30 protein-coding genes are annotated in these 22,907 nt (G+C 64.2%); 16 read left to right on the top strand and 14 right to left on the bottom strand.

Annotation, left to right across the window (positions count from 1 at the left end; genetic code table 11):
* Positions 1-224 precede the first annotated feature (224 nt).
* Positions 225-665, bottom strand: a complete 441-nt coding sequence (locus ACE10Z_RS09645) for a hypothetical protein (RefSeq protein WP_375787711.1) — start codon at positions 663-665, stop codon at positions 225-227.
* Between the two features lie 258 nt (positions 666-923).
* Here ACE10Z_RS09645 and ACE10Z_RS09640 point away from each other — a divergent pair, with 258 nt between their 5' ends.
* On the top strand, positions 924-1,178 hold the full coding sequence (locus ACE10Z_RS09640) for a hypothetical protein (protein WP_375787710.1): 255 nt from the start codon (positions 924-926) through the stop codon (positions 1,176-1,178).
* An 82-nt stretch (positions 1,179-1,260) separates the two neighbouring features.
* Here ACE10Z_RS09640 and ACE10Z_RS09635 read toward each other — a convergent pair whose 3' ends face one another.
* Positions 1,261-1,734, bottom strand: coding sequence for a hypothetical protein (locus tag ACE10Z_RS09635; protein ID WP_375787709.1), 474 nt, complete (start codon positions 1,732-1,734; stop codon positions 1,261-1,263).
* A gap of 124 nt (positions 1,735-1,858) precedes the next feature.
* Here ACE10Z_RS09635 and ACE10Z_RS09630 point away from each other — a divergent pair, with 124 nt between their 5' ends.
* Positions 1,859-2,626, top strand: coding sequence for an SDR family NAD(P)-dependent oxidoreductase (locus ACE10Z_RS09630; RefSeq protein WP_375787708.1), 768 nt, complete (start codon positions 1,859-1,861; stop codon positions 2,624-2,626).
* Between the two features lie 170 nt (positions 2,627-2,796).
* Positions 2,797-3,057, top strand: a complete 261-nt coding sequence (locus ACE10Z_RS09625) for a helix-turn-helix domain-containing protein (RefSeq protein ID WP_021076090.1) — start codon at positions 2,797-2,799, stop codon at positions 3,055-3,057.
* Between the two features lie 161 nt (positions 3,058-3,218).
* Here ACE10Z_RS09625 and ACE10Z_RS09620 read toward each other — a convergent pair whose 3' ends face one another.
* Positions 3,219-4,205: a hypothetical protein gene (locus tag ACE10Z_RS09620; RefSeq protein WP_375787707.1), complete on the bottom strand. Its 987-nt coding sequence runs from the start codon at positions 4,203-4,205 to the stop codon at positions 3,219-3,221.
* A 129-nt stretch (positions 4,206-4,334) separates the two neighbouring features.
* Here ACE10Z_RS09620 and ACE10Z_RS09615 point away from each other — a divergent pair, with 129 nt between their 5' ends.
* A complete protein-coding gene (locus tag ACE10Z_RS09615) occupies positions 4,335-4,862 on the top strand; it encodes a collagen-like protein (protein ID WP_375787706.1) in 528 nt (175 codons plus the stop codon).
* A gap of 54 nt (positions 4,863-4,916) precedes the next feature.
* Here ACE10Z_RS09615 and ACE10Z_RS09610 read toward each other — a convergent pair whose 3' ends face one another.
* Entirely contained in the window at positions 4,917-5,144 is a 228-nt protein-coding gene (locus ACE10Z_RS09610; protein WP_375787705.1) for a hypothetical protein, read from the bottom strand.
* A gap of 87 nt (positions 5,145-5,231) precedes the next feature.
* Complete coding sequence (locus ACE10Z_RS09605; RefSeq protein WP_375787704.1) at positions 5,232-5,498, bottom strand: DUF2277 domain-containing protein; 267 nt, start codon at positions 5,496-5,498, stop codon at positions 5,232-5,234.
* A gap of 118 nt (positions 5,499-5,616) precedes the next feature.
* Here ACE10Z_RS09605 and ACE10Z_RS09600 point away from each other — a divergent pair, with 118 nt between their 5' ends.
* Positions 5,617-5,862, top strand: a complete 246-nt coding sequence (locus tag ACE10Z_RS09600) for a DUF2188 domain-containing protein (protein ID WP_375787703.1) — start codon at positions 5,617-5,619, stop codon at positions 5,860-5,862.
* A gap of 118 nt (positions 5,863-5,980) precedes the next feature.
* Here the strand turns inward: ACE10Z_RS09600 and ACE10Z_RS09595 are convergent, their stop codons facing one another.
* Positions 5,981-6,670 carry an ArsR/SmtB family transcription factor gene (locus ACE10Z_RS09595; protein ID WP_375787702.1) on the bottom strand — a complete coding sequence of 230 codons (690 nt, stop codon included), beginning with the start codon at positions 6,668-6,670 and terminating at the stop codon, positions 5,981-5,983.
* Between the two features lie 138 nt (positions 6,671-6,808).
* Here ACE10Z_RS09595 and ACE10Z_RS09590 point away from each other — a divergent pair, with 138 nt between their 5' ends.
* The 5 genes from ACE10Z_RS09590 to ACE10Z_RS09570 all read left to right on the top strand — a co-directional run bounded on the left by ACE10Z_RS09590 (position 6,809) and on the right by ACE10Z_RS09570 (position 9,846).
* A complete protein-coding gene (locus ACE10Z_RS09590) occupies positions 6,809-7,210 on the top strand; it encodes a nuclear transport factor 2 family protein (protein WP_375787701.1) in 402 nt (133 codons plus the stop codon).
* A 108-nt stretch (positions 7,211-7,318) separates the two neighbouring features.
* A complete protein-coding gene (locus ACE10Z_RS09585) occupies positions 7,319-8,380 on the top strand; it encodes an alpha/beta fold hydrolase (RefSeq protein ID WP_375787700.1) in 1,062 nt (353 codons plus the stop codon).
* Between the two features lie 17 nt (positions 8,381-8,397).
* Positions 8,398-8,745, top strand: coding sequence for an MmcQ/YjbR family DNA-binding protein (locus ACE10Z_RS09580; protein WP_375787699.1), 348 nt, complete (start codon positions 8,398-8,400; stop codon positions 8,743-8,745).
* A 158-nt stretch (positions 8,746-8,903) separates the two neighbouring features.
* A complete protein-coding gene (locus tag ACE10Z_RS09575) occupies positions 8,904-9,257 on the top strand; it encodes a hypothetical protein (protein ID WP_375776445.1) in 354 nt (117 codons plus the stop codon).
* Between the two features lie 178 nt (positions 9,258-9,435).
* A complete protein-coding gene (locus tag ACE10Z_RS09570) occupies positions 9,436-9,846 on the top strand; it encodes a hypothetical protein (protein WP_375787698.1) in 411 nt (136 codons plus the stop codon).
* Positions 9,847-9,942: 96 nt separating this feature from the next.
* Here the strand turns inward: ACE10Z_RS09570 and bfr are convergent, their stop codons facing one another.
* Both bfr and ACE10Z_RS09560 read right to left on the bottom strand, forming a co-directional pair.
* Complete coding sequence (bfr, locus tag ACE10Z_RS09565; RefSeq protein WP_029084046.1) at positions 9,943-10,431, bottom strand: bacterioferritin; 489 nt, start codon at positions 10,429-10,431, stop codon at positions 9,943-9,945.
* A 228-nt stretch (positions 10,432-10,659) separates the two neighbouring features.
* Positions 10,660-10,932, bottom strand: a complete 273-nt coding sequence (locus ACE10Z_RS09560) for a bacterioferritin-associated ferredoxin (RefSeq protein WP_016843730.1) — start codon at positions 10,930-10,932, stop codon at positions 10,660-10,662.
* Between the two features lie 387 nt (positions 10,933-11,319).
* On the opposite strand from ACE10Z_RS09560, the gene ACE10Z_RS09555 reads away from it, so the two are divergent.
* Both ACE10Z_RS09555 and ACE10Z_RS09550 read left to right on the top strand, forming a co-directional pair.
* Positions 11,320-11,625, top strand: a complete 306-nt coding sequence (locus ACE10Z_RS09555; protein ID WP_050422015.1) for a hypothetical protein — start codon at positions 11,320-11,322, stop codon at positions 11,623-11,625.
* A gap of 236 nt (positions 11,626-11,861) precedes the next feature.
* On the top strand, positions 11,862-12,146 hold the full coding sequence (locus ACE10Z_RS09550; RefSeq protein WP_092124594.1) for a hypothetical protein: 285 nt from the start codon (positions 11,862-11,864) through the stop codon (positions 12,144-12,146).
* Between the two features lie 84 nt (positions 12,147-12,230).
* Here ACE10Z_RS09550 and ACE10Z_RS09545 read toward each other — a convergent pair whose 3' ends face one another.
* Positions 12,231-13,463 carry a lytic murein transglycosylase gene (locus tag ACE10Z_RS09545; protein ID WP_375787697.1) on the bottom strand — a complete coding sequence of 411 codons (1,233 nt, stop codon included), beginning with the start codon at positions 13,461-13,463 and terminating at the stop codon, positions 12,231-12,233.
* 24 nt (positions 13,464-13,487) lie between these two features.
* Here ACE10Z_RS09545 and ACE10Z_RS09540 point away from each other — a divergent pair, with 24 nt between their 5' ends.
* A complete protein-coding gene (locus tag ACE10Z_RS09540; protein WP_375787696.1) occupies positions 13,488-14,663 on the top strand; it encodes a toll/interleukin-1 receptor domain-containing protein in 1,176 nt (391 codons plus the stop codon).
* 30 nt (positions 14,664-14,693) lie between these two features.
* On the opposite strand, the gene ACE10Z_RS09535 is transcribed toward ACE10Z_RS09540, so the two are convergent.
* Positions 14,694-15,278, bottom strand: coding sequence for a TIGR00645 family protein (locus tag ACE10Z_RS09535; protein WP_375787695.1), 585 nt, complete (start codon positions 15,276-15,278; stop codon positions 14,694-14,696).
* Between the two features lie 244 nt (positions 15,279-15,522).
* Entirely contained in the window at positions 15,523-17,172 is a 1,650-nt protein-coding gene (gene ettA, locus ACE10Z_RS09530) for an energy-dependent translational throttle protein EttA (protein WP_375787694.1), read from the bottom strand.
* 271 nt (positions 17,173-17,443) lie between these two features.
* Between ettA and ACE10Z_RS09525 the strand changes: the two genes are divergently transcribed.
* Both ACE10Z_RS09525 and ACE10Z_RS09520 read left to right on the top strand, forming a co-directional pair.
* On the top strand, positions 17,444-17,686 hold the full coding sequence (locus ACE10Z_RS09525) for a hypothetical protein (protein ID WP_375787693.1): 243 nt from the start codon (positions 17,444-17,446) through the stop codon (positions 17,684-17,686).
* A gap of 126 nt (positions 17,687-17,812) precedes the next feature.
* Positions 17,813-18,775: a D-2-hydroxyacid dehydrogenase family protein gene (locus ACE10Z_RS09520; protein WP_375787692.1), complete on the top strand. Its 963-nt coding sequence runs from the start codon at positions 17,813-17,815 to the stop codon at positions 18,773-18,775.
* A gap of 74 nt (positions 18,776-18,849) precedes the next feature.
* Here ACE10Z_RS09520 and ACE10Z_RS09515 read toward each other — a convergent pair whose 3' ends face one another.
* On the bottom strand, positions 18,850-20,097 hold the full coding sequence (locus ACE10Z_RS09515) for a L,D-transpeptidase family protein (protein WP_375787691.1): 1,248 nt from the start codon (positions 20,095-20,097) through the stop codon (positions 18,850-18,852).
* Between the two features lie 328 nt (positions 20,098-20,425).
* On the opposite strand from ACE10Z_RS09515, the gene ACE10Z_RS09510 reads away from it, so the two are divergent.
* Positions 20,426-21,265: a hypothetical protein gene (locus tag ACE10Z_RS09510; protein WP_375787690.1), complete on the top strand. Its 840-nt coding sequence runs from the start codon at positions 20,426-20,428 to the stop codon at positions 21,263-21,265.
* A 171-nt stretch (positions 21,266-21,436) separates the two neighbouring features.
* Here the strand turns inward: ACE10Z_RS09510 and sseA are convergent, their stop codons facing one another.
* Entirely contained in the window at positions 21,437-22,294 is an 858-nt protein-coding gene (gene sseA / locus ACE10Z_RS09505; RefSeq protein WP_375787689.1) for a 3-mercaptopyruvate sulfurtransferase, read from the bottom strand.
* A gap of 167 nt (positions 22,295-22,461) precedes the next feature.
* Positions 22,462-22,875: a rhodanese-like domain-containing protein gene (locus tag ACE10Z_RS09500; protein WP_375787688.1), complete on the bottom strand. Its 414-nt coding sequence runs from the start codon at positions 22,873-22,875 to the stop codon at positions 22,462-22,464.
* Between the last annotated feature and the right edge of the window lie 32 nt (positions 22,876-22,907).

The raw sequence follows: 22,907 nt of genomic DNA, 5'->3' as shown, positions 1-22,907 counted from the left end.
CAATATTCCGAAATCACGCAGGCACGCTGGCCCTGGAGCCATAATCCTCTAGCTCCGTCATCCTGAGGTGCGAGCGAAGCGAGCCTCGAAGGATGAATCGGCCACCAGCCGGGCCGTGCATCCTTCGAGACGCGCGAAGACGCGCTCCTCAGGATGACGGAGAGATACTTGCGCTGCAGATCCGGCTCGTCGATCAGTTGCTTGCTGGTGCCGCTTCACCCCATCTACCGCATCGTGATCGCAAGCCCGCTCAGATCGGCATTGGCCATCAGGCCGACCTGGTGACCGGTCAGCTCGAGCACGGCGCCCTTTTGATTGGTCAGCACGATCGCGCGCGCACCGCGGCCGAGCGCAAGCCCGGCACCCGCTGCGCCATAAACGCCGGCAACGTCCGACGGACGATTGATGTTGCTGACGCGGCCGCGCAGCACCGTCTTCGAGCCGCCGAACACCAGACCGTAATCGAGACCGCCGGTCGACAGCCGATATGAACGGCCGCGGAACGTCAACACGCCGCTGCCGCCGGAGCCGCCGATGAACCAGCCGGCCTTGTAGATCGTGAGCGTCACGAAGCCGCTGTCGGCGCGCGCGGCGCTGGAGACAGCGAGGCCGGCGAAGGCCATCAGTGCAACCAGCGCGGCGCGAAGGGTCGATGAAAGTTTCATGTGCGGTCTCCCCGGGATTGGCTCACGTCGAATTGCCCGCGTCGCGACGCGGGCGCGAATCGCAACGCGCCGACTGTAGCAAGCGCGTCGTCCGGCGCAATTTGGCACAGCTGGCGCCCATTGGTGACCGGAATGTCCGCACAACCGGTGTTGAACCTGTTCCCGTGGTTGCAACACTTACTGCATGTCCGGGGCGACCGGCCCCAGAGCTTCAGGATTTCCCGCGGAGCATTCACTTTTTCAAACCGGAGATTTCCCATGCGTCGTCTTGCGATTGCCTGCGCTACCATTGCGGCCACCGTGTCCGTGCTTGCCGTGGCAAGCCCGGCCAGCGCCACGCCCTATCATCTGATCCGCTGGCAAGACACCGGCTTCTGCCAGATCTGGGACCAGAGCATTCCGACCACGCCGTGGCCGGCGAACTACGCCGTCGTCAGCGAGGAGCTGCCGACCTTCGACGCCGCTTTCAGCTACAAGACCGGCCTGCTCAACAACGGCACCTGCTTGTTCTGAGCGCCCCCGATCACGCAAAGGGCGGACACGCCGCAACAGCGCGGCGTCCGCCCTGGTCTGTCAGGCCGTTCGCCATCGCGCGTCAGTGATGCTTGATCAGCGCGTCACGCGCCGCGGCGAGTTCGAGGAATGCCGGGCCGTTGCCGCCACCATCGGGATGCACCGTCTTGGCGGCGCGCTTGAACGCCTGATGGACTTCGGTCGCCGCGAGGCGGCGGCCAAGCGGCAAGCCGAGCAATTGCCGGTAGCGCTCCTCCTGTGTCAGCGCCTTCGGCGCCAGGCCACGCCGCCCGAATTGCGGCGCGGACAGCATGTGCAGCACGTCGCTGACGATTCCGAGACGGCGCAGTGCCATCGATTGGGTGCGACGGTCGGCCGATTTCAGCGCCGCCTGGCGCAGGATCGGCAGCACCTGTGCGGCGGCATGCCGCAGCGTTTCGTCGATGTCGGTGGTGGCGATCTCGGCGATCATCTTGGCCATTTCGCGATAGTCGGGATCAGGCGCCGCGCAGAAGCGCTCGATCGCGACTTTCCAGTGTCTGATATGCGGGTCCATGATCGGTCCGTACTGTCATCCGAATCCGGATAACAGCAACGCGCAAACGCGGCTTGGCGTTTCGGTTGGCGCAGTTTTGAATAGTGTTGTCGGCAACGCTCATAAATCAGAACGAGGAAACACCATGGCCCTTCTCGACAATCACATCGCCGTCATCACGGGTGCAGGCTCGGGCATCGGGCGTGCCATCGCCGCGGGCTACGGCCGCGAGGGTGCGCACGTGGTGCTGCTCGACATGAACGGCGATGCGGCGGCGGAAGCGGCCAGGGAGATCCGCAACGCGGGCGGCAAGGCGGAGAGCTTTGCGCTCGACGTGACCAATCTCGACGCCTGCATCGCGATGGCGAAGCAAATCGCCGACAAGGTCGGAGCTGTCTCGATCCTGGTCAACAATGCCGGCATCGCGCGCCGCAACGGGATGCTCGGAACCGACGAAGCCGTGATCAAGGATTGGGAAGACATCATCTCGATCAATCTCACCGGCGTCTTCAACGTGACGCATTCCTTCCTCGCACCGCTGCGCAAGAACAAGGGACGCATCGTCAATATCGGTTCGATCCAGTCCTTCGTGCATCTGCGCACGCCGAGTTCACCGGCCTACACCGCCTCCAAGCACGGCGTGCTCGGTTTCACCAAGGCATTGGCCGCCGAGCTCGGCAAGGACGGTGTGCGCGTCAACGCGATCGGCCCCGGCTTCATCGAGACGCCGCTGAACGAGAAGGTGCGCGCCACCAATCCCGATCTCGTGAAGGTCTTCATGGACCACACCCCGCTCGGCCGCGCCGGCAAGCCGGAGGACATCGTCGGCCCCGCGATCTTCCTCGCCTCGGACCTCTCGGCCTACGTCTCGGGATCGATCGTGATGGTCGATGGCGGCTACCGGACACTGTGACGGATGGAACCGCAATCGTGGCGATTTCTGGGTATTTTGCTTACAAAGCAGAGAGTTATGGACGCGTTAAGGAATTGTTAACCAAACCGGCACACCGTTGATCTACGGGGTAGTTGGTTCTCGATGTCTCCGCCTCATCGACGAGGCGGGCGTTGATCGGGAGGAGTTTCATGTCTTACGCGTCCACCGTACCGTCGCCGGAAGCACTGCTGCCGTCGCTGGCTCCAAATGAAATCGTCCCACTGCTGATCGGCGCGACCGTCGACGAGGTCGAGCGGGAACTGGTGCTGCAAACGCTCGCGCGCTGCGACGGCAATCGCACCCGCGCCGCGCGCGTGCTCGGACTGTCGGTCCGGACGTTGCGGAACAAGATCCGCGAATATTCGGCCGACGGCATCGACGTGCCGCACAGCGAGCACGCCGCGGCCTAGTGTGCTGAATGCGAAGTTCGTGCGATTTCGCGGCAGCCGCTTTCACGAACTTCGCATTCATAAAGCACACTAGAATCATAAGTTTGCTAGTGTCCTTATCGAATCCGAAGTTCGCTCCGAAGGTGCGGCGAATGATACGAACTTCGGATTCGGGACACTAGTCAGATCGGCAGGTCGATCGCAAGGCGCCGCCAGCGCGATAGCAACGCGCTGTCCTCGTCACCGAGGCAGCGTGCGAGACCCACGTCGGCCGTCGCTGTACGTTGCAGCGTCTCGGCCACCAGCGCGGTCGCATAGTCCCAATAGCGGCGCCGGCCGTTCGGATCCGCCGCGACCAACGATTTTGCGAGGATCTCGACATAGATCGCGCTGACGGCGCTATGCCAGAGCCGACCTGCGCGCATCTCCACCGAGGGTGCGCCGGTCCGCGCCTGCCACATCAGCCAGTAGTTTTCCTCTGCCTTTGCCCAATCCGATGTCGGCAGGGACGGATCAAGACATGGCGAGCGGCACAGAAGCGGCTGCATCGCCCGCGCGTCGCAAAGCATGGCATAGTCGAGTTTGTCGTACCAGCCGACGCGGAGCAATCGGCGAATCTCGGCCTGCTCGTCCGCCGCGAGCTGCCGCCTGCCCGAACGCTCGATATCGGCGATGATCGCGGCCACGCGATCGCGATCGAATGGCTCGACCTCGAGCACCACGCCGATATTGTTCGGAAACAGCGCATCGAGCATGGCGACCATCTCGCGATAGAACGCGCGCGCCAGGCCGCCGCCGCGCCACGCCTTTGCGATGCCGACGTGGTTGCAAAAGATCAGGTCGCTTGCGTGATCGTAGGTGAAGAAGCCGAGCCCAACCGCGCGGCCGGCGCCGGCGCGCAGGATGAAGCAGCGCGAGTCGAGACGATAGGACATCTCGCGGCCGCCGACGCTGAAGTGACGCCGCTCGCCGACATCATCCGACAACAGCCAGCGCACGATGTCGTCCGGGCTGTCGCGCTCGCTCTCAGGAAACAGCTCTTCATAGAGCTCGAGCACACCCGTGCTGCGAAAGGCCGCTTCGTCAAGCACATCGTGCCGCGTCACGACGATGTCGAGCGGTTGCGGTGCGCCCGCGGCTTCGCGGTACATGCCGATCAGAACCCGCAACGCGCCCTCCGCTGTCATATACGCATGGAATTATGACTGTTGATCGCTTGCACCTGCGCCGGCAGGCAGAATTGAAGCCGTCCTCCAACCTCTGTTACAAGCGGCTTCAAATCGCGACGGAGCATATCAGTGGCTGACGAGACAGTTTCCCGCCAGGGGTCACGAGGGGCGCAGGGGCCGCAGGGCCGTCAGGGCGAGCCGGGAAAGCCCGGACCGCAGGGACATCCGGGGCGGCCGGGGCCGGAAGGTGCGCGCGGCAAGCCGGGTCCGCAGGGCAAGGCCGGCGTGGTCGGAAAGGCCGGCCCGCAGGGCAAGCCTGGGGCGCAAGGCAAGGCTGGCGTGCAGGGTCCGCGCGGCGAAGCAGGTCCACAGGGCCCGCAGGGTCCGGCCGGCCCGCGCGGTGAAGCCGGCCCGCCCGGCCAATTGCCGTCGATCGAGCAGGTGATGCCGTGGCTGCACATGATCTTCGACGCCTGGGAAGACTACAAGCGCACCAAGGAGCGTGAAGCCGCAGAGCTTGCCGAACGCGATGCCGCCGAGCGCGCGGCAGCCGAGGCGATCGCCCTCGAGGTCGACGCGATCGATTTCGCTGACGATGACGACGAGGACGACGATCACAAGAAAAAGAAGAAGCACCGCAAGAAGGACAAGAAGTAACCCTTCTTCATCGCGCGACGACGCGGCCAGCTATGTCCGTGTCGTGCCCGATGCCTACCGCTCCGCGCCGGGATTGGCCGGAGGATCAGACGGCCGTGCGAGCTGCATCAACTGGAACACCCAGCGCATCGCGTAGTACCAGGCAACACCCGCGAACGCCCCGCAGGCCGACAGGATGACGACGTTGGCGAGGTCGATCGTGCCGCTCGACCACAGCATGCCGCAGGTCCAGAGAACGGCGAACGCAATCGAGCAGAATGTGAGCAGGGCGGCAGGCTTCATGGCGTTTGCTCCGGGACCGGGGTGAACGGCCATGATGCCTGGGGGCATGGCGCCGTTCCGTGACCTGCATCACGGAATGCCCTCGCCTCAGCCGAACCGCAGCCGCGAACGCTCCCTCGCCTTCTCCGCCTCGACCTCGCGATCGCGCGCCGGCGCCGTGGTCTGCAACGAGATCAGGAGCCTGCGCGCGGCGTCCGAGACCTCGGTCACGGCAAGGTTGAAGGCGGCCTCGTTGGACTGCGACGGCTTGTTGAAGCCGGACAATTTGCGCACGAATTGCAGCGCGGAGGCGTGGATCTCGTCCTCGGTGGCGGGCGGCTCGAAGTTGAACAGCGTCTTGATATTGCGGCACATGTCGGTCTCCCTCGCCCGCACCTCGGGGCTTGTGTCTCAAGGACGATCGGCTGCTGCAAAATACGACATCGTGGTCTATTCTGGCAGCCTCATCGTCCACGGCGCAGCGAGGTTCCGGATGAGCCACGTGATTTACAAGGTCGTCCAGCACGATGGCGGCTGGGCCTATACCGTCAACGGGGTGTTCTCGGAACCGTTTCCAACCCATGCCGCGGCGCTTACCGCCGCCCGGCGCGCCGCCAACGAGCAGCGCGTTCCCGGGCGCACCGAGGCGATCCAGTACGAGACGTCGGACGGCAAATGGCTGACCGAAACCGCCTCCGGCAACGACCGCCCGGAGACCGAGGTCGAGGACGGCCGGTAGAGCGTTTTCGAGCGAAGTGGACACCGGTTCGCGTGAAGAAAACGCGTCAAAATAAGAATCTAGAGCTTCGGTTCTGATTCAATCAGAACTGAAGCTCTAGTTTCACCGTCCCGCGGCTTCAGAATGGAACCTCGACGCCAAGCCGATCGAAGAACGCCCGCCCCCGGTCGGTGATCCGCAACGCGCGCGGAATCCGATGCGGCGCAACGCCGCGCATCTCGACCAGCCGCGCCAACACCGCATTGGCGAACGGACCCGCGAGATGCGGCACGCGCTCGGTCCAGTCATTGCAGAGCCGCAGATGCGGCTGCCGGGCCGGATCGAAATCGATCCCTTCGGCGCGGCACCAAGCCAGCCCCTGCTCGGTCACGCGACCATCGCGGCCGCCGATGATGACGAGGCGGCGGCGCACCAGCGCATTCGATAGCAGCACGCCGAGCTGGCCCGCCAGATGATGGTAGCAGGTGCGCGATTGCCTGAGCTGCTCGGCGGGCATCGCGCGCTTGCGCCCGGCAGTGGCTTTCGCCGCAAGATCGACCAGGTTCTCGATCAGCGCCGCGACGTCGTCGTCCCTGATCCGGTAATATCTGAACCTGCCCTGCGCCCACACCGACAGCACGCGCGCATCCACCAGCTTCTGCAGATGCGCGCTGGCGCCTTGCGGCGAAATGCCGGCAACCACCGCAAGCTCGCCCGCCGGCAGCGCCTTGCCGTCGGCCAGCGCGCTGACCATGGCCTCGCGCACCGGATCGCCCAATGCCTCGGCGATCCGCGAAAATCCCGTCTGCACGGATTGGGATGATCTCACCGCATCGTCCTCCAGATCGCGCAGGAACGTCCTATCCGCATTCGCCGTGCCATGAAACTCATTTCAGTTTTTCCTGAAACGTCGCGACAGCCTCCTCCGATCAAATCGCTGCCATCAGACGAACACAAGGGAACAATCATGACAGCCAACAATACCGACGCGGAACGCATCTACAGGCTCTGGGACGAGGCCCTCGGCAACAAGGACCTCGAGGCGGCGCTGGCGCTCTATGCGCCCGATGCCTCGATCGAAAGCCCGCTGGTCCAGCATTTGATGCAGACCAAAGACGGGATCGTCCAGGGCCGCAAAGCGCTGCACGAGTTCATCACGCGCGTGTTCCGCACCAATCCGCCGCAGCGGCGGCGCTTCAAGCAGGGTTTCTTCAGCGACAGCCGAATTCTGACCTGGGAATATCCGCGCCAGTCTCCGGACGGCGACCAGATGGATCTGGTCGAGGTCATGGAAATCGAGGACGGCCTGATCCAGCGTCACCGTGTCTATTGGGGATGGTACGCGCTGAACGTGCTGAGGGCGAGCTGAACCCATCTTCGCCAGCCCCGCGGCGCAGCGCTCGGACATCGCTTTCCCGTCATGCTAGGCTTGCGGCGACGCGGCTGGACAAACGTGCCGCGCGTGGGGAGAAGCACCATGATCCGTTTGTGCGCGGCGCTTCTGGCCGCCTTCGTCTCGATGTCGGTACCGGCCATGGCTGCAGATTATCCCGCGCCGCAGGATGGCGAGTGGATCGCAAAGGACTTCAAGTTCCACAACGGTGAGGTGATGCCGGAACTGCGGCTGCACTACACCACGGTCGGCGCGCCGACCGGACAGCCGGTGCTGGTGCTGCACGGCTCCGGTGGCTCGGCCGCCAGCATGCTGACGCCGACATTTGCCGGCCAGCTGTTCGGCCCCGGCCAGCCGCTCGACGCGGCAAAATACTACATCATCATCCCCGACGGCATCGGCCACGGCAAATCGGCGAAGCCGTCGGATGCGATGCGCACGAGCTTTCCGAAGTACGACTACAACGACATGGTCGACGCGCAGTACCGGCTGGTCACCGAAGGGCTCGGCATCAAGCATCTGCGGCTCGTGATCGGCAACTCGATGGGCGGCATGCATACCTGGATCTGGGGCGTGCGCTATCCGCAGATGATGGACGTGCTGGTGCCGATGGCCTCGCAACCGACCGCAATGGCGGCGCGCAACTGGATCGTGCGGCGGACGATGCTGGAAACGATCCGCAACGATCCCGATTACAATGGCGGCAACTACACCAGCCAGCCGCGGATGATGAAATACGCCATCGCGGCCTATCGCTTCGCCAGCGCCGGCGGCACGCTCGGCTACCAGACGCTGGCACCGTCAGCGCCGCAGGCCGACAAGATGGTCGATGACCAGCTGGCCTTGCCGGTCACCGCAGACGCCAATGATTACATCTATCAATGGGAAGCCTCGCACGACTACGATCCGTCGGCGGGACTGGAGAAGATCGAGGCCACCCTGCTTGCGATCAACGCGGCCGACGATGAGCGCAATCCGCCGGAGACCGGCGTTACCGAGGCGGCAGTGAAGCGGATCAAGAACGGCAAGATTGATCTGATTCCGGCGAGCAGCGAGACCCGCGGCCACCTCACGACCGGCGATGCCAAATTCTATGCCAGGCAGTTGCAGGAGCTGCTGCAGACGGCGCCGCAACGAACGATGTAGCGATCGGGATCGAGGCAATGTCCGCCAATCGGTTTCGGAACATTGCACTGAGCCTGCCCGAGGTCGTCGAAGGCGCGCATCACGGCACCGCCGACTTTCGCGTCGGCAGCCGCATCTTCGCAACGCTCGGCTATCCCGACAAGGATTGGGGCATGGTGAAGCTGACGCCGGAGCAGCAGGCGATGGTGGTCGGGGCCGAGCCGGAAATCTTCCGGCCGGTGCCGGGCGGCTGGGGCAAGAACGGCAGCACCAATGTCCGCCTCGCCAAAGCCGATCAGGTCGCGTTGCGCAGCGCGCTCACAATGGCCTGGGACAATATCGCGGCAAAGCCTGCGAAGAAGGCGCGCACGAAGAAGCCGGCCTGAACGCGATGATCCCGCACTGCATCACGGACAACAGCACTGTCTCGCTGATTCTTTGGGCATGCATCTCGCGCGCGGTTCGTGCCTAATCGCACCAACATCGGATTCGCGCGCGAGACGATGCGCGCGTGTCACGCACAAGGTTGTCGCGGAGGGATGCGATGCGAAGGCTCACGCATGGCGCGATGCTTGCGTGGCTCGCCATGACGGCGGGCGCAGCGCTGGCGTTCGACAACGGCCAATACGACAACGTGCCATCCGATATCCGCGCCTGGTTCAAGAGCGTGATCGCGCCCAACGGCGTGCCGTGCTGCGATATCTCCGACGGCCATCGCACGAGCTATGACGTTCGGGGCGGCGCCTATTGGGTGCCGATCGAGGGCGAATGGATGATGGTGCCGGAGCGCGCGATCATCCGCGACCGCGGCAATCCGGTCGGCGAGGCCGTGGTGTGGTACGTGCACCACCGCGGCAACATCATTATCAGCTGCTTCGTTCCGGCGGACGCGGTCTGAAGCGCTGCCACGCAGTCGCGCCAATTTGAAACAGATACCTCCTGTTAACCTTACTTTTTAACCAATAATTAAGGATGGGTTTGCGGGCGCCCTCAGGCGCGGCCTAGCGTCTGCATAAATGCTCCGTAACCGCGAATTGGTGCCGGCCATGGCTTGTCGAACAATGGCTCATCGAACGATGGCGTATCGAACATACGGGGCGCTGTTGGCGTCCCTTGGCGTTGCAGCGTTGCTGCTCGCTTCCTCGACCGCGACCTATGCGAGATCCGGAACGGCGCCGCGCGGCACGTTCTCCTCGCATCATCCGGCTTTCCGTCATCATGTGCGTGTGCCCGGCATCGTGTTGCCGGACGCAGGCGGATACTATGACGGCGCGGCGGACGTTCCCTTCGCCGCCGAGGGCCCGGCGCCGGCGTCGAATGACGTTCGCTATACCTACACCCAGGACGTGCCCTGGGATTGGGCGCATCGATATCCGCCGGCCGTGGTGCCCTCGGATCGGCCGTATGTGTCGAGCTGCCCCACCGAGAGCGTGACGGTGCCCGGCCGCGATGGCGATCGCACCATCAACATCATGCGCTGCTATTGACCGATCACTCCTCCCTGATCGCGAAAACGAAAGAGGCCGCCCGCAAGGACGGCCTCTCGCATTTTCAGAGCCACTCTGCGACGGCGAAGCAGCCGATCAGGACTCCTCGCCCTTCAGATGACCGACGTGCTTCTGGGTGTAGAGCTCAAGACCGATGCGCTTGATCAGGTCGAGCTGGGTCTCGAGGAAGTCGATGTGGTCTTCCTCGTCCTTCATCAGCTTCTCGAACAGGTCGCGGCTGACATAGTCCTTGACGCCGTGGCAGTAGGTCGCCGCCTCCTGGTAGAGCGTGCGGGCGCCGATCTCGGCGGCCAGGTCACACTCGATGATCTCCTTGACGTCCTGGCCGATCTTCAGGGGATCGAGCACCTGCAGGTTCGGGAAGCCGTCGAGGAACAGGATGCGATCGACGAATTTGTCGGCGTGCTCCATCTCCTCGATGGACTCCTTGCGCCAGACCTTGGCCATCTCCAGGAGGCCCCAATTGTTGAGCATCCGGTAGTGCAGCCAGTACTGATTGATGGCGGTCAGTTCGCTGCGCAGCCCCTTGTTCAGATAATCGATGACCTTCGGGTCGCCTTGCATGATCCACTCCACCTGTCGTGGCCAAAACCGGCCAGCACTGAATTTAGAACGCTTCTAAATCAGATTGCCGGTGAGAGCAACCCTTCGCGGAAGCAGCGCGTGGATAACCGGATTCGGGGGATTTGGCGGAGGCAGAGCGTTTCCAGCGCCGTTGCCGCCGGATCGCACGAAGAAAACGCATTGAAACGGGAAAGCTTCGGTTCTGCGCGATCAGAACCGGAAACGGCCTTAGCAGGCCGCGAGCGCGAATTCGGCCGGCTCGGCGTCTTCGTTGGCGGCGTGCGGATGGCCGCTGTGAGGGCAGCCCGAGCAACAGGCCTTGGCGCAGGGGCCGAGGGCCTCGTCGATGATCGCCTTGATGGTGCGCGCGCAGCGGCCGCATTCGGCGCTACAGCCGAGGCAGCCATACACCTGCTTTGCATTTCGTGTCACAGACCCGCCGCCATTGACGGCATTGCGGACATCGTGGTCGCTAAGGACGTTACAGGAACAGACAATCATCAGAGGAGGCGGGTCCAACGGGTGATGCTCGCCAATATGGATATTGTCGGCCTCGGCCGGATGCAAAAGGAAAAAGCCGTTCTTGTAGCAATTCCAAACTGATGCGGGATTCATATTGGAATGAATCTAAATCGGTTGGCCCCGCCTTTCGGGAATGAGCAACCCATCAGGCCGGTCTACCGGGGCCGATCCCGGCTTCGATCGTCACCAGCACCGGTTCGGTGCAGCACTACAAGCTTGTGCGTTGCAAGATATGCCAAAAGCTGCAAGCATTTGGACGCGAATACGGCAGCGTCGTTCATTGATCATTCAAGCGGAATATGGAACCTTCAGGCGAGACAGATCGCCAACGCACGCTGTCCCTGCTCCCGTGAGAAAGGTGAGGTCATGAAGAAGACATTGCTGGCGCTTTGCGCCGCCGCCACTCTGGCGGTTTCGGCCGTGGCGGTGCCCGCCCCCGCCCAGGCACAACGCGGTGTCGCCGCTGGCGTCGCTGCGGGATTGATCGGTGGCGCCATCGTCGGTGGCGCGATCGCTTCGCAGAACGGCTATTACGGTCCGGGCTATGGCTACTACGCGCCCGGTCCGGCCTATGTCGCCGAGCCCGGTTACGGTCCCGATTGCTTCTGGCAGCGCCAACGATTCTGGGACGGCTACACCTGGCGCGTTCGCCGAGTCCGCGTTTGCGATTGATCGCCGTTCATCTCGATTAATTCGAACCAGATGTCCCGGAAAACCGACTGTTTCTCCGGGACGTCTGCTGTAGTAGGCCAGAAAAAACCGCTTTTCTGCGCGATGAGCCTGCGGACGTTTACTTTCGGTTGACTGTTCTGCGCTGTTTAGCAAGACAGCAGTTCGAGATCAGCGTGTGAGTCACCTAAAACCGGCGCCGAACCACGACGCCACCACCTTCCAGGAGAGCCAAAGACATGAAGAAGACTTTAGCTGCCCTTGTCGCCGTTACCACGATTGCCGGTTCGCTGGCGGTTGCTCCGGCTGCCAAGGCTGGTGACGGCGGGGCCATCGCGGCCGGCGTTGCCGGTGGCCTGATCGGCGGCGCCCTGCTCGGCGGCGCGATCGCAGGCGCCCGTCCCGCCCCGGTCTATGTTGCACCGGCCCCGGTCTACGTCGAAGAAGCTCCGTGCCGCTGGGTTCGTGAGCGCTTCTGGGACGGCTACGGCTGGCGCTTCCGTCGCATCCAGGTTTGCGACTGATCGATCGACGCTGTCAGCATCACACTCGAAAACCCGGCCTCACGGCCGGGTTTTTGTTTTTCGCCACCAGGCAGGCCTGGGAGGTCAGCGCGGCCCGTTCATCGCGCGCAGCACCGCCTCGCTCGGCCAGCAATCGACCTTCAACCCGGCCTGCTTCTGATAGGCACCGAGCGCGGCGCGGGTCTGCATCCCGGCCTTGCCGTCGAGCTTGTCCTTGTAGAGCCCGATCTTCGTCAGCTGCTGCTGCATCGCCTCGACATCGGCCGAGCGCAGCTGCTTCGACGCCGACCAAGGCGTCGCGAACGGCTGCGGGCTCGTCATGCGGTCGGCGAGATGGCCGACGAACAGCACGTAGAGATCGGAGAAATTGTACTCCTTGATCACGAAGTAGTTCGGCGTAGTCAGGAAGGCCGGACCGTAGATGCCTTCAGGCTGCAGCAGCGAGGCCGATTGCGCCTGCTCGGCGGCGTTGAGCCTCGCGCCGCGCACCGGCACGAAGCCGGCCCGCAGCCACTGGCTGATCGGTTTTGTCACTTCGGGCACACCGATTGTGCAATCGGCATTGGCCGGCGCCTGCACCTCGTAGGCCCAACGCACGCCGGGCTGCCAGCCCTTGTTGACCAGCTGCTGCGCAGCGGAGGCGAGCGCGTCCGGCACCGAGTGCCAGATGTCCACCTTGCCATCGCCGTCGAGGTCGACGCCGTGCTTGTAATATTCCGACGGCAGGAACTGGGTGTAGCCGGTCGCCCCCGCCCAGGACGAGCGCAGCTCCTTGCGCGTCACGGCGCCCTCACTGAGGATCTTCAGCGCGAGGATGAACTCGGTGCGGTACTGATCCTTGCGGCGGCCGACATAGGCCTGCGTCGCCACCACGCGCAGCGTGTCGTAGGGCAGCGAATAGCGGCCATAGTCGGTCTCGCGGCCCCAGATCGCCAGCACGACGGTGGCCGGGACTCCGAACCGCTTCTCGATCGCGTCGAGCGACGGACGATACTTCTGCAGCAGCCGCTGCCCCTCGGTGGCGAGCCGCGCGATCGAGGCTTCCTTGATGTAGTCGGCCGGCACCTGCACGAACTCGGCCTGCGCCGGCGCGCCGGTCTTCGGGCGTCCCGGCAGGATCAGGTCGGGCAGCTTGTAGTCGGGCTCAAGCCCTCGCGTCTCGCGATCGAAGGTTTCGCGCGACACGCCGGCCGCCTTGGCTTCCGGCCACAGCGAGGCGATGAACTGCGTGAACGCGGCGTCGGCGGCGGATGCGGGCCGCTGCAGCGGCGCACACAGCAGCACCGCGCATGCGACGATGGTGGCTGGCCATTTCATGATCTCACCCCGCGGATACAGGCATTGCAACGTGGATTCGGCAATGTCAGAATTCAATTCTGGGTGGTAAGTTTTGCCATGCGCATATTTTTGTCATTTCCCTCCGAATTGGAATCGCAGGCTGACAACATCGCTCAGTCCCTGCGCAATTGCGACCATGACGTTTTCTTTTCGCACGACGATCTCCCGCCGGGCGACAGCTTCGATGCGCGCGTCGAAAAAGCCATCGAAAGCAGCGATTTTATGGTGTTCCTGATCAGCCCGGAATCGGTGACCAGGGGCCGCTACACCTTGAGCGAGCTCGCCTTTGCCCGAGCCAGGTGGCCGAACCCGAGCAATCGCGTGCTGCCGGTGATGATGACGCCGACCCCGCTCGACCAGGTCCCGGCCTATCTGAAGGCGGTCACGATCCTGGAGCCGCAGGGCAGTGCCGCGGCCGAGACGCGGGCCGCAGTGGACCGCATGCTGGCGGCCGAGCGCGCGCAGTCGGGCGGCCGATACAGTTTGCCTTTCGCCGTCCTGGCGCTTTTTTCGGTTGTCGGCAGCTACATTACCGTGAGGTATGCCACCAGTGTTCTGCAATATTCCTTCGTCGATTCCGGGCCAACCGGCGGCGTAACGATCCTGCCCGGTGTGATATTTGGATTGGTAATCGCGACCTGCAACTTCATATTTGGCGTCAAGGACCGGTTCCAGCTGGCATTAGTGGTTGCGGTGACGGCAGCGGCCTGGATCGCGGCCTACGATGCCAGCAGCGTCACGCTTCAGTCGCTCGGCCAGTATTCGAAAGCTGTGGCGACCGCCGCCGCTGACACGAGTACTGCCGACACAGCCACCACACCCGCCGCTGAAGCCAGGGACACGCTCGGCAATAATCCATTCATGGGCTATGTGATCGGCTGTGTCGGAGGAGCCGTCGGCGGCGGGATCACAATCCTTGGCGTGCTGCTGACGAATCCCGGTTTCAGGCGACTCGACAGCGTCGTCGTGAACTGGATCGCAGCCATAGCTGCCGGAGCCGTTTACGGCGCGATCGTCAAGTTTCCGGACTGGCTGGCCTGGCTGGTGCTATTCGGCGTCTGGCAGCCGATCTTTATCCTCGCTATGGCGCGCGGCTTCCCGCGGGGCGCCGCGCAGATTCCGGAATGGCTCCGCAAGGTCACCGCGCCGGCGTTGTTTGGCTCGCGCGCGGCGCGGTGACGCCGCGCCGGGCGTTGCCGATTGTCCCGGCTAGTGCCCAACCTGCTGCTTGGCGCCCTCGATCGAGTCGTTCGACAGCTTGTCGACGATGGCGATGCCGATCGCCGACAGGATGAAGACGCAGTGGATGATGGTCTGCCACATCACGCCGGTCTCGGTGTAGTTGCCCTTGCCTGACGACAGCGCGCCGGCCTCGATGAAGGTGCGCAGCAGATGGATCGAGGAGATGCCGATGATCGCCATCGCCAGCTTGATCTTCAGCACGCTGGCATTGACGTGGCTCAGCCACTCCGGCTCGTCCGGATGTCCCTTCAGATTGAGCCGCGAGACGAAGGTCTCGTAGCCGCCGACGATCACCATCACCAGGAGGTTCGAGATCATCACGACGTCGATCAGGCCGAGGACGGCCAGCATGATCTGCTGCTCACTGAAATCGAAGGCATGGGCGAACAGGTGCCACAGCTCCTTCAGGAACAGCACGACATAGACGCCCTGGGCGATGATCAGGCCCACATAGAGCGGCAATTGCAGCCAGCGCGATCCGAAGATCAGCATGGGAACGGGACGCAGCGGCCGGCCCTTCGAGCGGGCGGGCGCGTCTGAAAGTGCGGACATGTCGGGGTGCTCGCGGAATTGAGAATTGCGGAGCGCTCTATCTACGCAATCCCGCGCACTTGAAAAGCGACAACTGGCCGCAGATTACGCCGCGATGCCGTCATGATCCTGCCAATGAAGGGCATCGCGATGCTTGCCCTATCCACTCGTCATGGCCGGGCTTGTCCCGGCCATCCACGTCTTTGCATCCGGGAAGCAAAGACGTGGATGCCCGGCACAAGGCCGGGCATGACGATATCTTGAATCACCGCGTCAGCTTCTTGTACTTCACGCGATGCGGAATGATGCTGTCCTGGCCGAGCCGGCGCATCTTGTCCTTTTCGTAGTCCTGGAAGTTGCCCTCGAACCATTCAACATGGCTGTCGCCCTCGAAGGCCAGGATGTGGGTCGCGATGCGGTCGAGGAACCAGCGATCATGGCTGATGATGACGGCGCAACCGGCAAAATCCTCCAGCGCCTCTTCCAGCGCACGCAGCGTGTCGACGTCGAGGTCGTTGGTCGGTTCGTCGAGCAGCAGCACGTTCGCGCCCGACTTCAGCATCTTGGCGAGATGGACGCGGTTGCGTTCGCCGCCCGACAGCGCGCCGACCTTCTTCTGCTGGTCGGCGCCCTTGAAGTTGAACGCCGAGCAATAGCCGCGCGAATTGACTTCCTTCTTGCCGAGCAGGATCAGCTCGTTGCCGCCGGAGATTTCCTCCCACACGGTCTTGTTGCCCTCGAGCGCGTCGCGCGACTGGTCGACATAGCCGAGATGCACGGTCTCGCCGACCGTAATGGTGCCCTTGTCGGGCTCCTCCTGCTTGGTGATCATCTTGAACAGCGTGGTCTTGCCGGCGCCGTTCGCGCCGATCACGCCGACGATGCCGCCGGGCGGCAGCTTGAAGGTGAGATCGTCGATCAAAAGCCGATCGGCAAATCCCTTGCTGAGGCCCTCGAAGTCGACGACGTTGGCGCCGAGCCGCTCGGCGACCGGGATGATGATCTGCGCGGTCTGGGTCTGCTTCTCGCTCGCCTTCTTGAGCAGATCCTCATAGCGCTGGTAGCGCGCCTTCGACTTGGCCTGGCGGGCCTTCGGCGAGGACGCCACCCATTCCTGCTCGCGGGCCAGCGTCTTCTGATGGGCCGCGTCTTCGCGCCCCTCCTGCTCGAGCCGCTTCTGCTTCTGCACCAACCAGGACGAATAGTTGCCCTCGTAGGGGATGCCGCGGCCGCGGTCGAGCTCGAGGATCCAGCTCGTGACATTGTCGAGGAAGTAGCGGTCGTGGGTCACGATCAGGATCGCGCCGGGATAGTTGCGCAGATGGCCTTCCAGCCATGACACCGACTCGGCGTCGAGATGGTTGGTCGGTTCGTCCAGCAGCAGCAGTTCCGGCTGGTCGAGCAGCAGGCGGCACAGCGCGACGCGGCGGCGTTCACCGCCCGACAGCTTTGTGACATCGGCATCGTCGGGCGGGCAGCGCAGCGCGTCCATCGCCTGGTCGACCTTGCTGTCGAGATCCCACAGGCCCTGCGCCTCGATCTCGTCCTGCAACTTGGTCATCTCGTCGGCGGTCTCGTCCGAATAGTTGACCGCAAGTTCGTTGTAGCGGTCGAGGATCGCCTTCTGCTTGGCGACGCCGAGCATGACGTTCTCACGGACGTTGAGTGCGGAATCGAGGTGCGGCTCCTGCTCGAGATAGCCGACGCGGGCGCCCTCGGCGACCCAGGCCTCGCCGTTATACTCCTTGTCGAGGCCGGCCATGATCTTGAGCAGCGTCGACTTGCCCGATCCGTTGACGCCGAGCACGCCGATCTTGGCGTCCGGGTAGAAGCTCAGGTGGATGTTATCGAGCACCTTGCGGGTCGGATACGCCTTGGTCAGACCCTGCATGAAATAGATGAACTGGCGAGCCATCCGCTGTCCCTGAAATTGATCGGATTTGTGGAGATTTTGCTGCCGCCGATGTAACGGCCGGCCCCCGAAAGCGCAACCGCGGGGCGGTCGTTTTCCATCCGTTCACCACGTTCCGTCCATTCGCCACGGGTGATTACGGGTTCGACACCATGTGCGCGCCGAATCACGACAATTGAAACTATCTTTTAATAAATCAGGCCAAAACTCGTTCTCAACGCCGAAAACGGCGATTTTCGCGGCAGAACCGCGACCAAACAGTTGAGGCCACGTCATGGCTACCATCATTTCAGCCCCTCTTTCGCGCTCCACGACCAAACACGAGGCGACACTGTTCGCCGAATTCAGCGCCTTCTGGCGGGCTTTCGTTGCCAAGGCTTTCAATCCCTACCGGCCGGAACTGCACTATATGCGCGGCCCGGGTCCGGCCTGCCGCGCCAAGCAGATGGCGCTGTCGCCGGCGGTCCGATCGATGCTCGCCGATATCCGCACCGCGAAGACGCGCAAGCCATTCTGAGCCGTCCGGCAATCGCCGCTTTTTGAAACTGCGGCCGCTTGCGCGCCTGCCGATTGCGCGCGACCATTCCGGGCTCCCCGACGGTTGATTGTCCGCCGTCGCCCTCACCCTGAATGGACCTTTCCGATGACGCGGCTGCGCTGTGCAATCCTCGACGACTATTTCGACATCGCGCTTTCGCTGGCCGACTGGCCGGCGATCAAGGATCGCGTCGAGGTCACGGTGTTCGACAAGCCGTTCGCGAGCGAGGCGGAAGCAGCGGCCAAGCTGAAGGATTTTGAGATCATCTGCGCGATGCGCGAGCGCACGCCATTCCCGCGCAGCCTGTTCGACGTGTTGCCCAGGCTGAAGCTCCTGATCACGTCGGGCATGCGCAACGCCGCGATCGACATGGAGGCCGCCAAGGAACGCAACGTGGTGCTGTGCGGCACCCAATATAGCCGCGATCCCACCGCGCCCCTGGCCATGGGGCTGATCCTGGAATTGACCCGCGGCATCGGCCGCGAGAATACGCGCATGCACGCCGGCGAGGCCTGGCAGAGCTTTGCCGGCACCGAGATCGAGGGCAAGACGCTCGGGGTTATCGGCCTTGGCAAGCTTGGCAGCAAGCTTGCCGGCATGGCCAAGGTGTTCGGCATGAACGTGATCGCCTGGAGCCCCAACCTCACGCCAGAGAAGTGCAAGGAGGCCGGCGTCGGCTACGCCAGCAAGGAGGAACTGTTCGCGACATCAGACATCATCAGCATCCATGTCGTGCTCAGCCCGCGCTCTCGCGGACTGGTCGGCGCCGCCGATCTCGCCCGCATGAAGCCACAGGCCTATCTCGTCAACACCGCGCGCGGGCCGATCGTCGACGAAGACGCCCTGCTTGCGGCGCTCCGCGAGAACAAGATCGCAGGCGCCGGCATCGACGTGTTCTCGGTCGAGCCGCTGCCATCGGACCACCCGCTCCGCAAGCTCGACAATGTCGTGATCACGCCGCATCTCGGCTATGCGACGCGCGAGAGCTTGCAGACGCACTATCAGCAGATGGTCGCGTGCATCGACGCTTTCACCAAGGGCGGCGAGCCGCCGCGGCGGCTGGCCTGAGCATCGAACGTCTCCGGCAACAAAAAAGGCGCGCTGTTCGCGCGCCTTTTTCAATGATGAGTTTGCCGGTTGGCCTAGCGCACCGTGACCGGCGCGGGCAGCGGCTGCACCGAGGTCGGCTGCGTGCCGGGCAGCGGCGCGGCCTGGGCCTGCGTCGGCGCGGGGGCCATCGGGTTGGGCGGCGGCGCGGCGGACGCCGTCGTCGTGCCCGGGGCTGCGCCGCCGGGCAGCACAACCACGCGGGTGCCGACCTTGGCGCGTTCAAACAGGTCCGAGACGTCCTCGTTCAGCATGCCGATGCAGCCGGACGAGACGAACTTGCCGATGGTCGACGGCTGATTGGTGCCGTGAATGCGATACACGGTCGAGCCGAGATACATCGCGCGGGCGCCGAGCGGGTTGCCGGGTCCGCCGGCCATGAAGCGCGGCAGATACGGCTGACGCTCGATCATCTCGGTCGGCGGATGCCAATCCGGCCACTCGGCCTTGCGGGTGATCTTCTGCACGCCGGTCCAGGTGAAGCCGTCGCGGCCGACGCGGACGCCGTAACGGATCGCCCGGCCATTGCCCAGGATGTAATAGAGGTAGGTGTTCGGCGTATCGACGACGATCGTGCCGGCCGGCTCCTTGGTCGCGAACGCCACTTCCTGGCGACGCAGATTGGGGGCCAGTTGCGCCGTGCCGTCTTCCGGCTGTTCGTCCGGCGGCAGCGCCGCGATCTGCACCGGCTTGCCATTGGCATCGACCGGCGCCTGCTGCTGCGGCACGGCTCCGGTCACGCCCTCGGGCGGACGCATGCCGCCGCGGTCGTCGCCATAGGACACGCCGGCGGCCGGAACGCCATTGTCCCGATTGGCCTGCTGTGCGCCCGGACGATCGCCATAGATCACCGGCGGCGGCCCCATCGGCCGGCCATAGCGGGGATCATCGGGCGACATCACCGGACCCGTCGGCGCACCGCGGTCGGAATAGACCGGCTGAGAATTCATCGGACGGCCGTAGCGCGGATCGTCCGGCGACATCACGGGACCGGACGGCGCACCACGATCCGAATAGACCGGCGCATTCATCGGGCGACCATAGCGCGGGTCATCCGGCGACATCACCGGGCCGGGCGGCGGCAGCGCGGCCGAATTGCGCGGCGCATCTTCATCGTCGAGCGAGTCGAAGTCCGGCATGTTGCCCTGCGGGTAGGGCTGCGGCGCGGCCGAATAGGCCGGGCCCTGGGGAGCCGGATAGCCCTGCTGCGCATGCGCAAGCGAGGTTCCCGCCACGCCGAGAGCCGCGGCAGCGCAAATCGTCAGAATGCGGTTGATCATCATTGCTCTGTTATAGTCCCCAAGCCACACCGGACTGTTAACGGCCCAATGCAGGAAGATAGCGGCGCATTCAAGACAAATCCGCGAAATCCCGGCCGTTTCGGGCATTTGTGATTTGCCGTCAACGCTGCGGCAAAGATGTCTCATGGGTCGGGAATGTTTGTCCACCTGCCCAAAGTCATCAATCACGCGCATTTTGTAACAAACAGTCTCCGGGGGTTGCGATATCTTCGAATCGGCCTGATTCGCGCTCGCGACCCCGGCTCTTTTGTGTGGTCACCGCGTTCCCTCGACATCAAAGACCCTCCCGCAGAAGGGGGAACCCGCGCCCATGCTCCCCGGCCTTCGATTCTTGTTCGCCGCAATCGTGCTGGCCACGTCGCTTCTGGTGTTCGGGTTAGGGGCAGCCGCGCTGTTTCGCGCGGCGCATGAGGAATTCGCCAGCATTCCGGCCCGCCGGGCCCCGCCCGAGCCGCAGTTCGCGCAGCAGCCCGAATCGCCACCGGTGCTCGCCATGGTGCGGGTCGAGCCATCAGCCTCGGACAGGACGACGGCCGACAGTCCGGCGCCCTCGACGCCGTCCGAGCCAGTCGCCGCGTCCGAGCCGGCTGCTCCCGCCGAAGCCACGCCTGCTGCCGAGCCGGAGAAGGTCGCAGCGGTAAAGGCGGATGATTCGTCCCCTGCCGCCCTGCCCAAGCCAGAACCTCAGGCCGTAGAGCCGCCGGCACCGGCGCAGTCCGCCGAGGTCGCTCCGCAGGCCCCCGCCGCGGATCCCTCGCCGGCATCGCAGCCCGCTCCGGTTTCCACGGAAGCGGCACCGGCGCCAGCCGAGGCCAAGGTCGTAGCCCTGGCCGATCCGCCTGCCGCACCCAGCGAACCCGCGCTCGCCGCACCGGCACCAGCGATGGCTGCGCCGGAGCCCGCTCCTCCGCCGTCACCCGAGGCGATCGCCGCCGCGACCAGGATCGCGACACTGGGTGGACCCGAAGTTGTCGTCGAAGCACCGGCCGCGCCGAAGGCCACCGCGGCGAAGAAGCCGGAGCGCAACGCGACCAGCAAGCGGGCACATCGCAAGGAGCGCCGGCGGATTGTCCACGCGCCACCGGTGCGGCAAGCCGTTCAGCTCGACCCGTTCGGCAATCCCACCCTGGTGCCGCTCACCCGGCGCTAGTGTCCCGAATCCGAAGTTCGTATCATTCGCCGCACCTTCGGAGCGAACTTCGGATTCGATAAGGACACTAGCAAACTTATGATTCTAGTGTGCTTTATGAATGCGAAGTTCGTGAAAGCGGCTGCCGCGAAATCGCACTAACTTCGCATTCAGCACACTAGAAGGTATTTCTCAGGCCGGCCCCGTCGCGATCGGCGGGCCGCTCGCCTGTCCCCATTCCGACCACGAGCCGTCATAGAGAGCGGTGTCGGTGACGCCGAGCCGGTACAGCGCAAGCGTCAGCACGCCGGCTGAAACGCCGGAGCCGCAGCTCGTCACGATCGGCGCGTCGAGCTTGACGCCGGCACCGCTGAACGACTTGCGCAGATCATCGAGCGGCTTCATCTCGCCGGTCGCGGCATCGAACAGCTGGTTGTAGGGCACGTTGCGGGCGCCCGGGATGTGGCCCGCGCGAATGCCCGGCCGCGGCTCAGCCGCGCGGCCCTCGAAGCGATCTGCGGCGCGCGCATCGATCACCTGCTCGGCCCGGCTTTCGACGTTGGCGATCATCTGCTCGATGCTGCGCACGCGCTTCGGATCGTAGCTCGCTTTGAAGGTCGCGGGCTTCGGCTTTACCTCGCCGCTCTCGACCGCCCTGCCCTCGGCGCGCCACTTCTTCAGGCCGCCGTTGAGGATGCGCACGTTGCGGTGGCCATAGGACAGGAACATCCACCAGGCGCGCGGCGCGGCGACCCACCCGCCGGCGTCATAGATCACGACGGTGTCGGCGTTGCTGACGCCGAGCCCGCCGATGTCGCGGCCGAACTGCTCGGCGCTCGGAAACATGTGCGGCAGCGGATTGGCATGATCGGACACCGCATCGACGTCGAAGAACACGGCGCCGGGCAGATGCGCGGCGAGATAATCGTCCTTCGGCAGCGGCAGCACGCCGGGCAGCTTGAAGGTCGCGTCGAGCACCTTGATGTTGGCGTCGCCGAGATGCGCAGCCAGCCATTCGGTCGAAACGAGCGGATCGTCGGTGGTCGTCATCTTGCGTGTCTCTCCATCGTCATTGCCGGACTTGATCCGGCAATCCATCCTGCTTCGAAACGATGGACACGCGGGTCCCGGCTACGCAAAAGGCTTCGCCGGGCTCTCGGTGAAGTGGCCGCCGAAGCTTCTTAGCGAAGGCGGCAAGCCCGCGTGTGACATCTTGCTCAGCTCTTCTTCTTCGGCTCCCACGCCTCGATCGGACCGCCCGCCTCGCGCCAGGCGGCGAAGCCGCCACCGATATGCGCGACCGGCTTCAGGCCCATGTCCTTTGCGGTCTTGGCGGCGAGTGCCGAGCGCAGGCCGCCGGCGCAGTGGAAGATGAACTTCTTGTCTTCCTGGAAGATCGGCTTGGCGTAGGGGCTGTTCGGATCGATCCAGAACTCGAGCATGCCGCGCGTGCAGGAGAATGCGCCGGGGATCTTGCCGTCACGCTCGATCTCGCGGGGATCGCGGATGTCGACGATCACGACGTCGTTCTTGCCGATCAGCGTGATCGCATCGGCCGCGCTGATGGTCTCGATCTCGGCATTGGCCTCGTCGATCATCACCTTGATGCCGCGGTGGATGTTCTGGGGCATGGGGCTCTCCCTGGCTTCTTGTTGTTCGTCAT

The sequence above is a fragment of the Bradyrhizobium sp. Pha-3 genome, from assembly GCF_042258615.1.
Lineage (GTDB): Bacteria > Pseudomonadota > Alphaproteobacteria > Rhizobiales > Xanthobacteraceae > Bradyrhizobium.
This window is presented reverse-complemented; position numbering and strand designations above follow the sequence as displayed.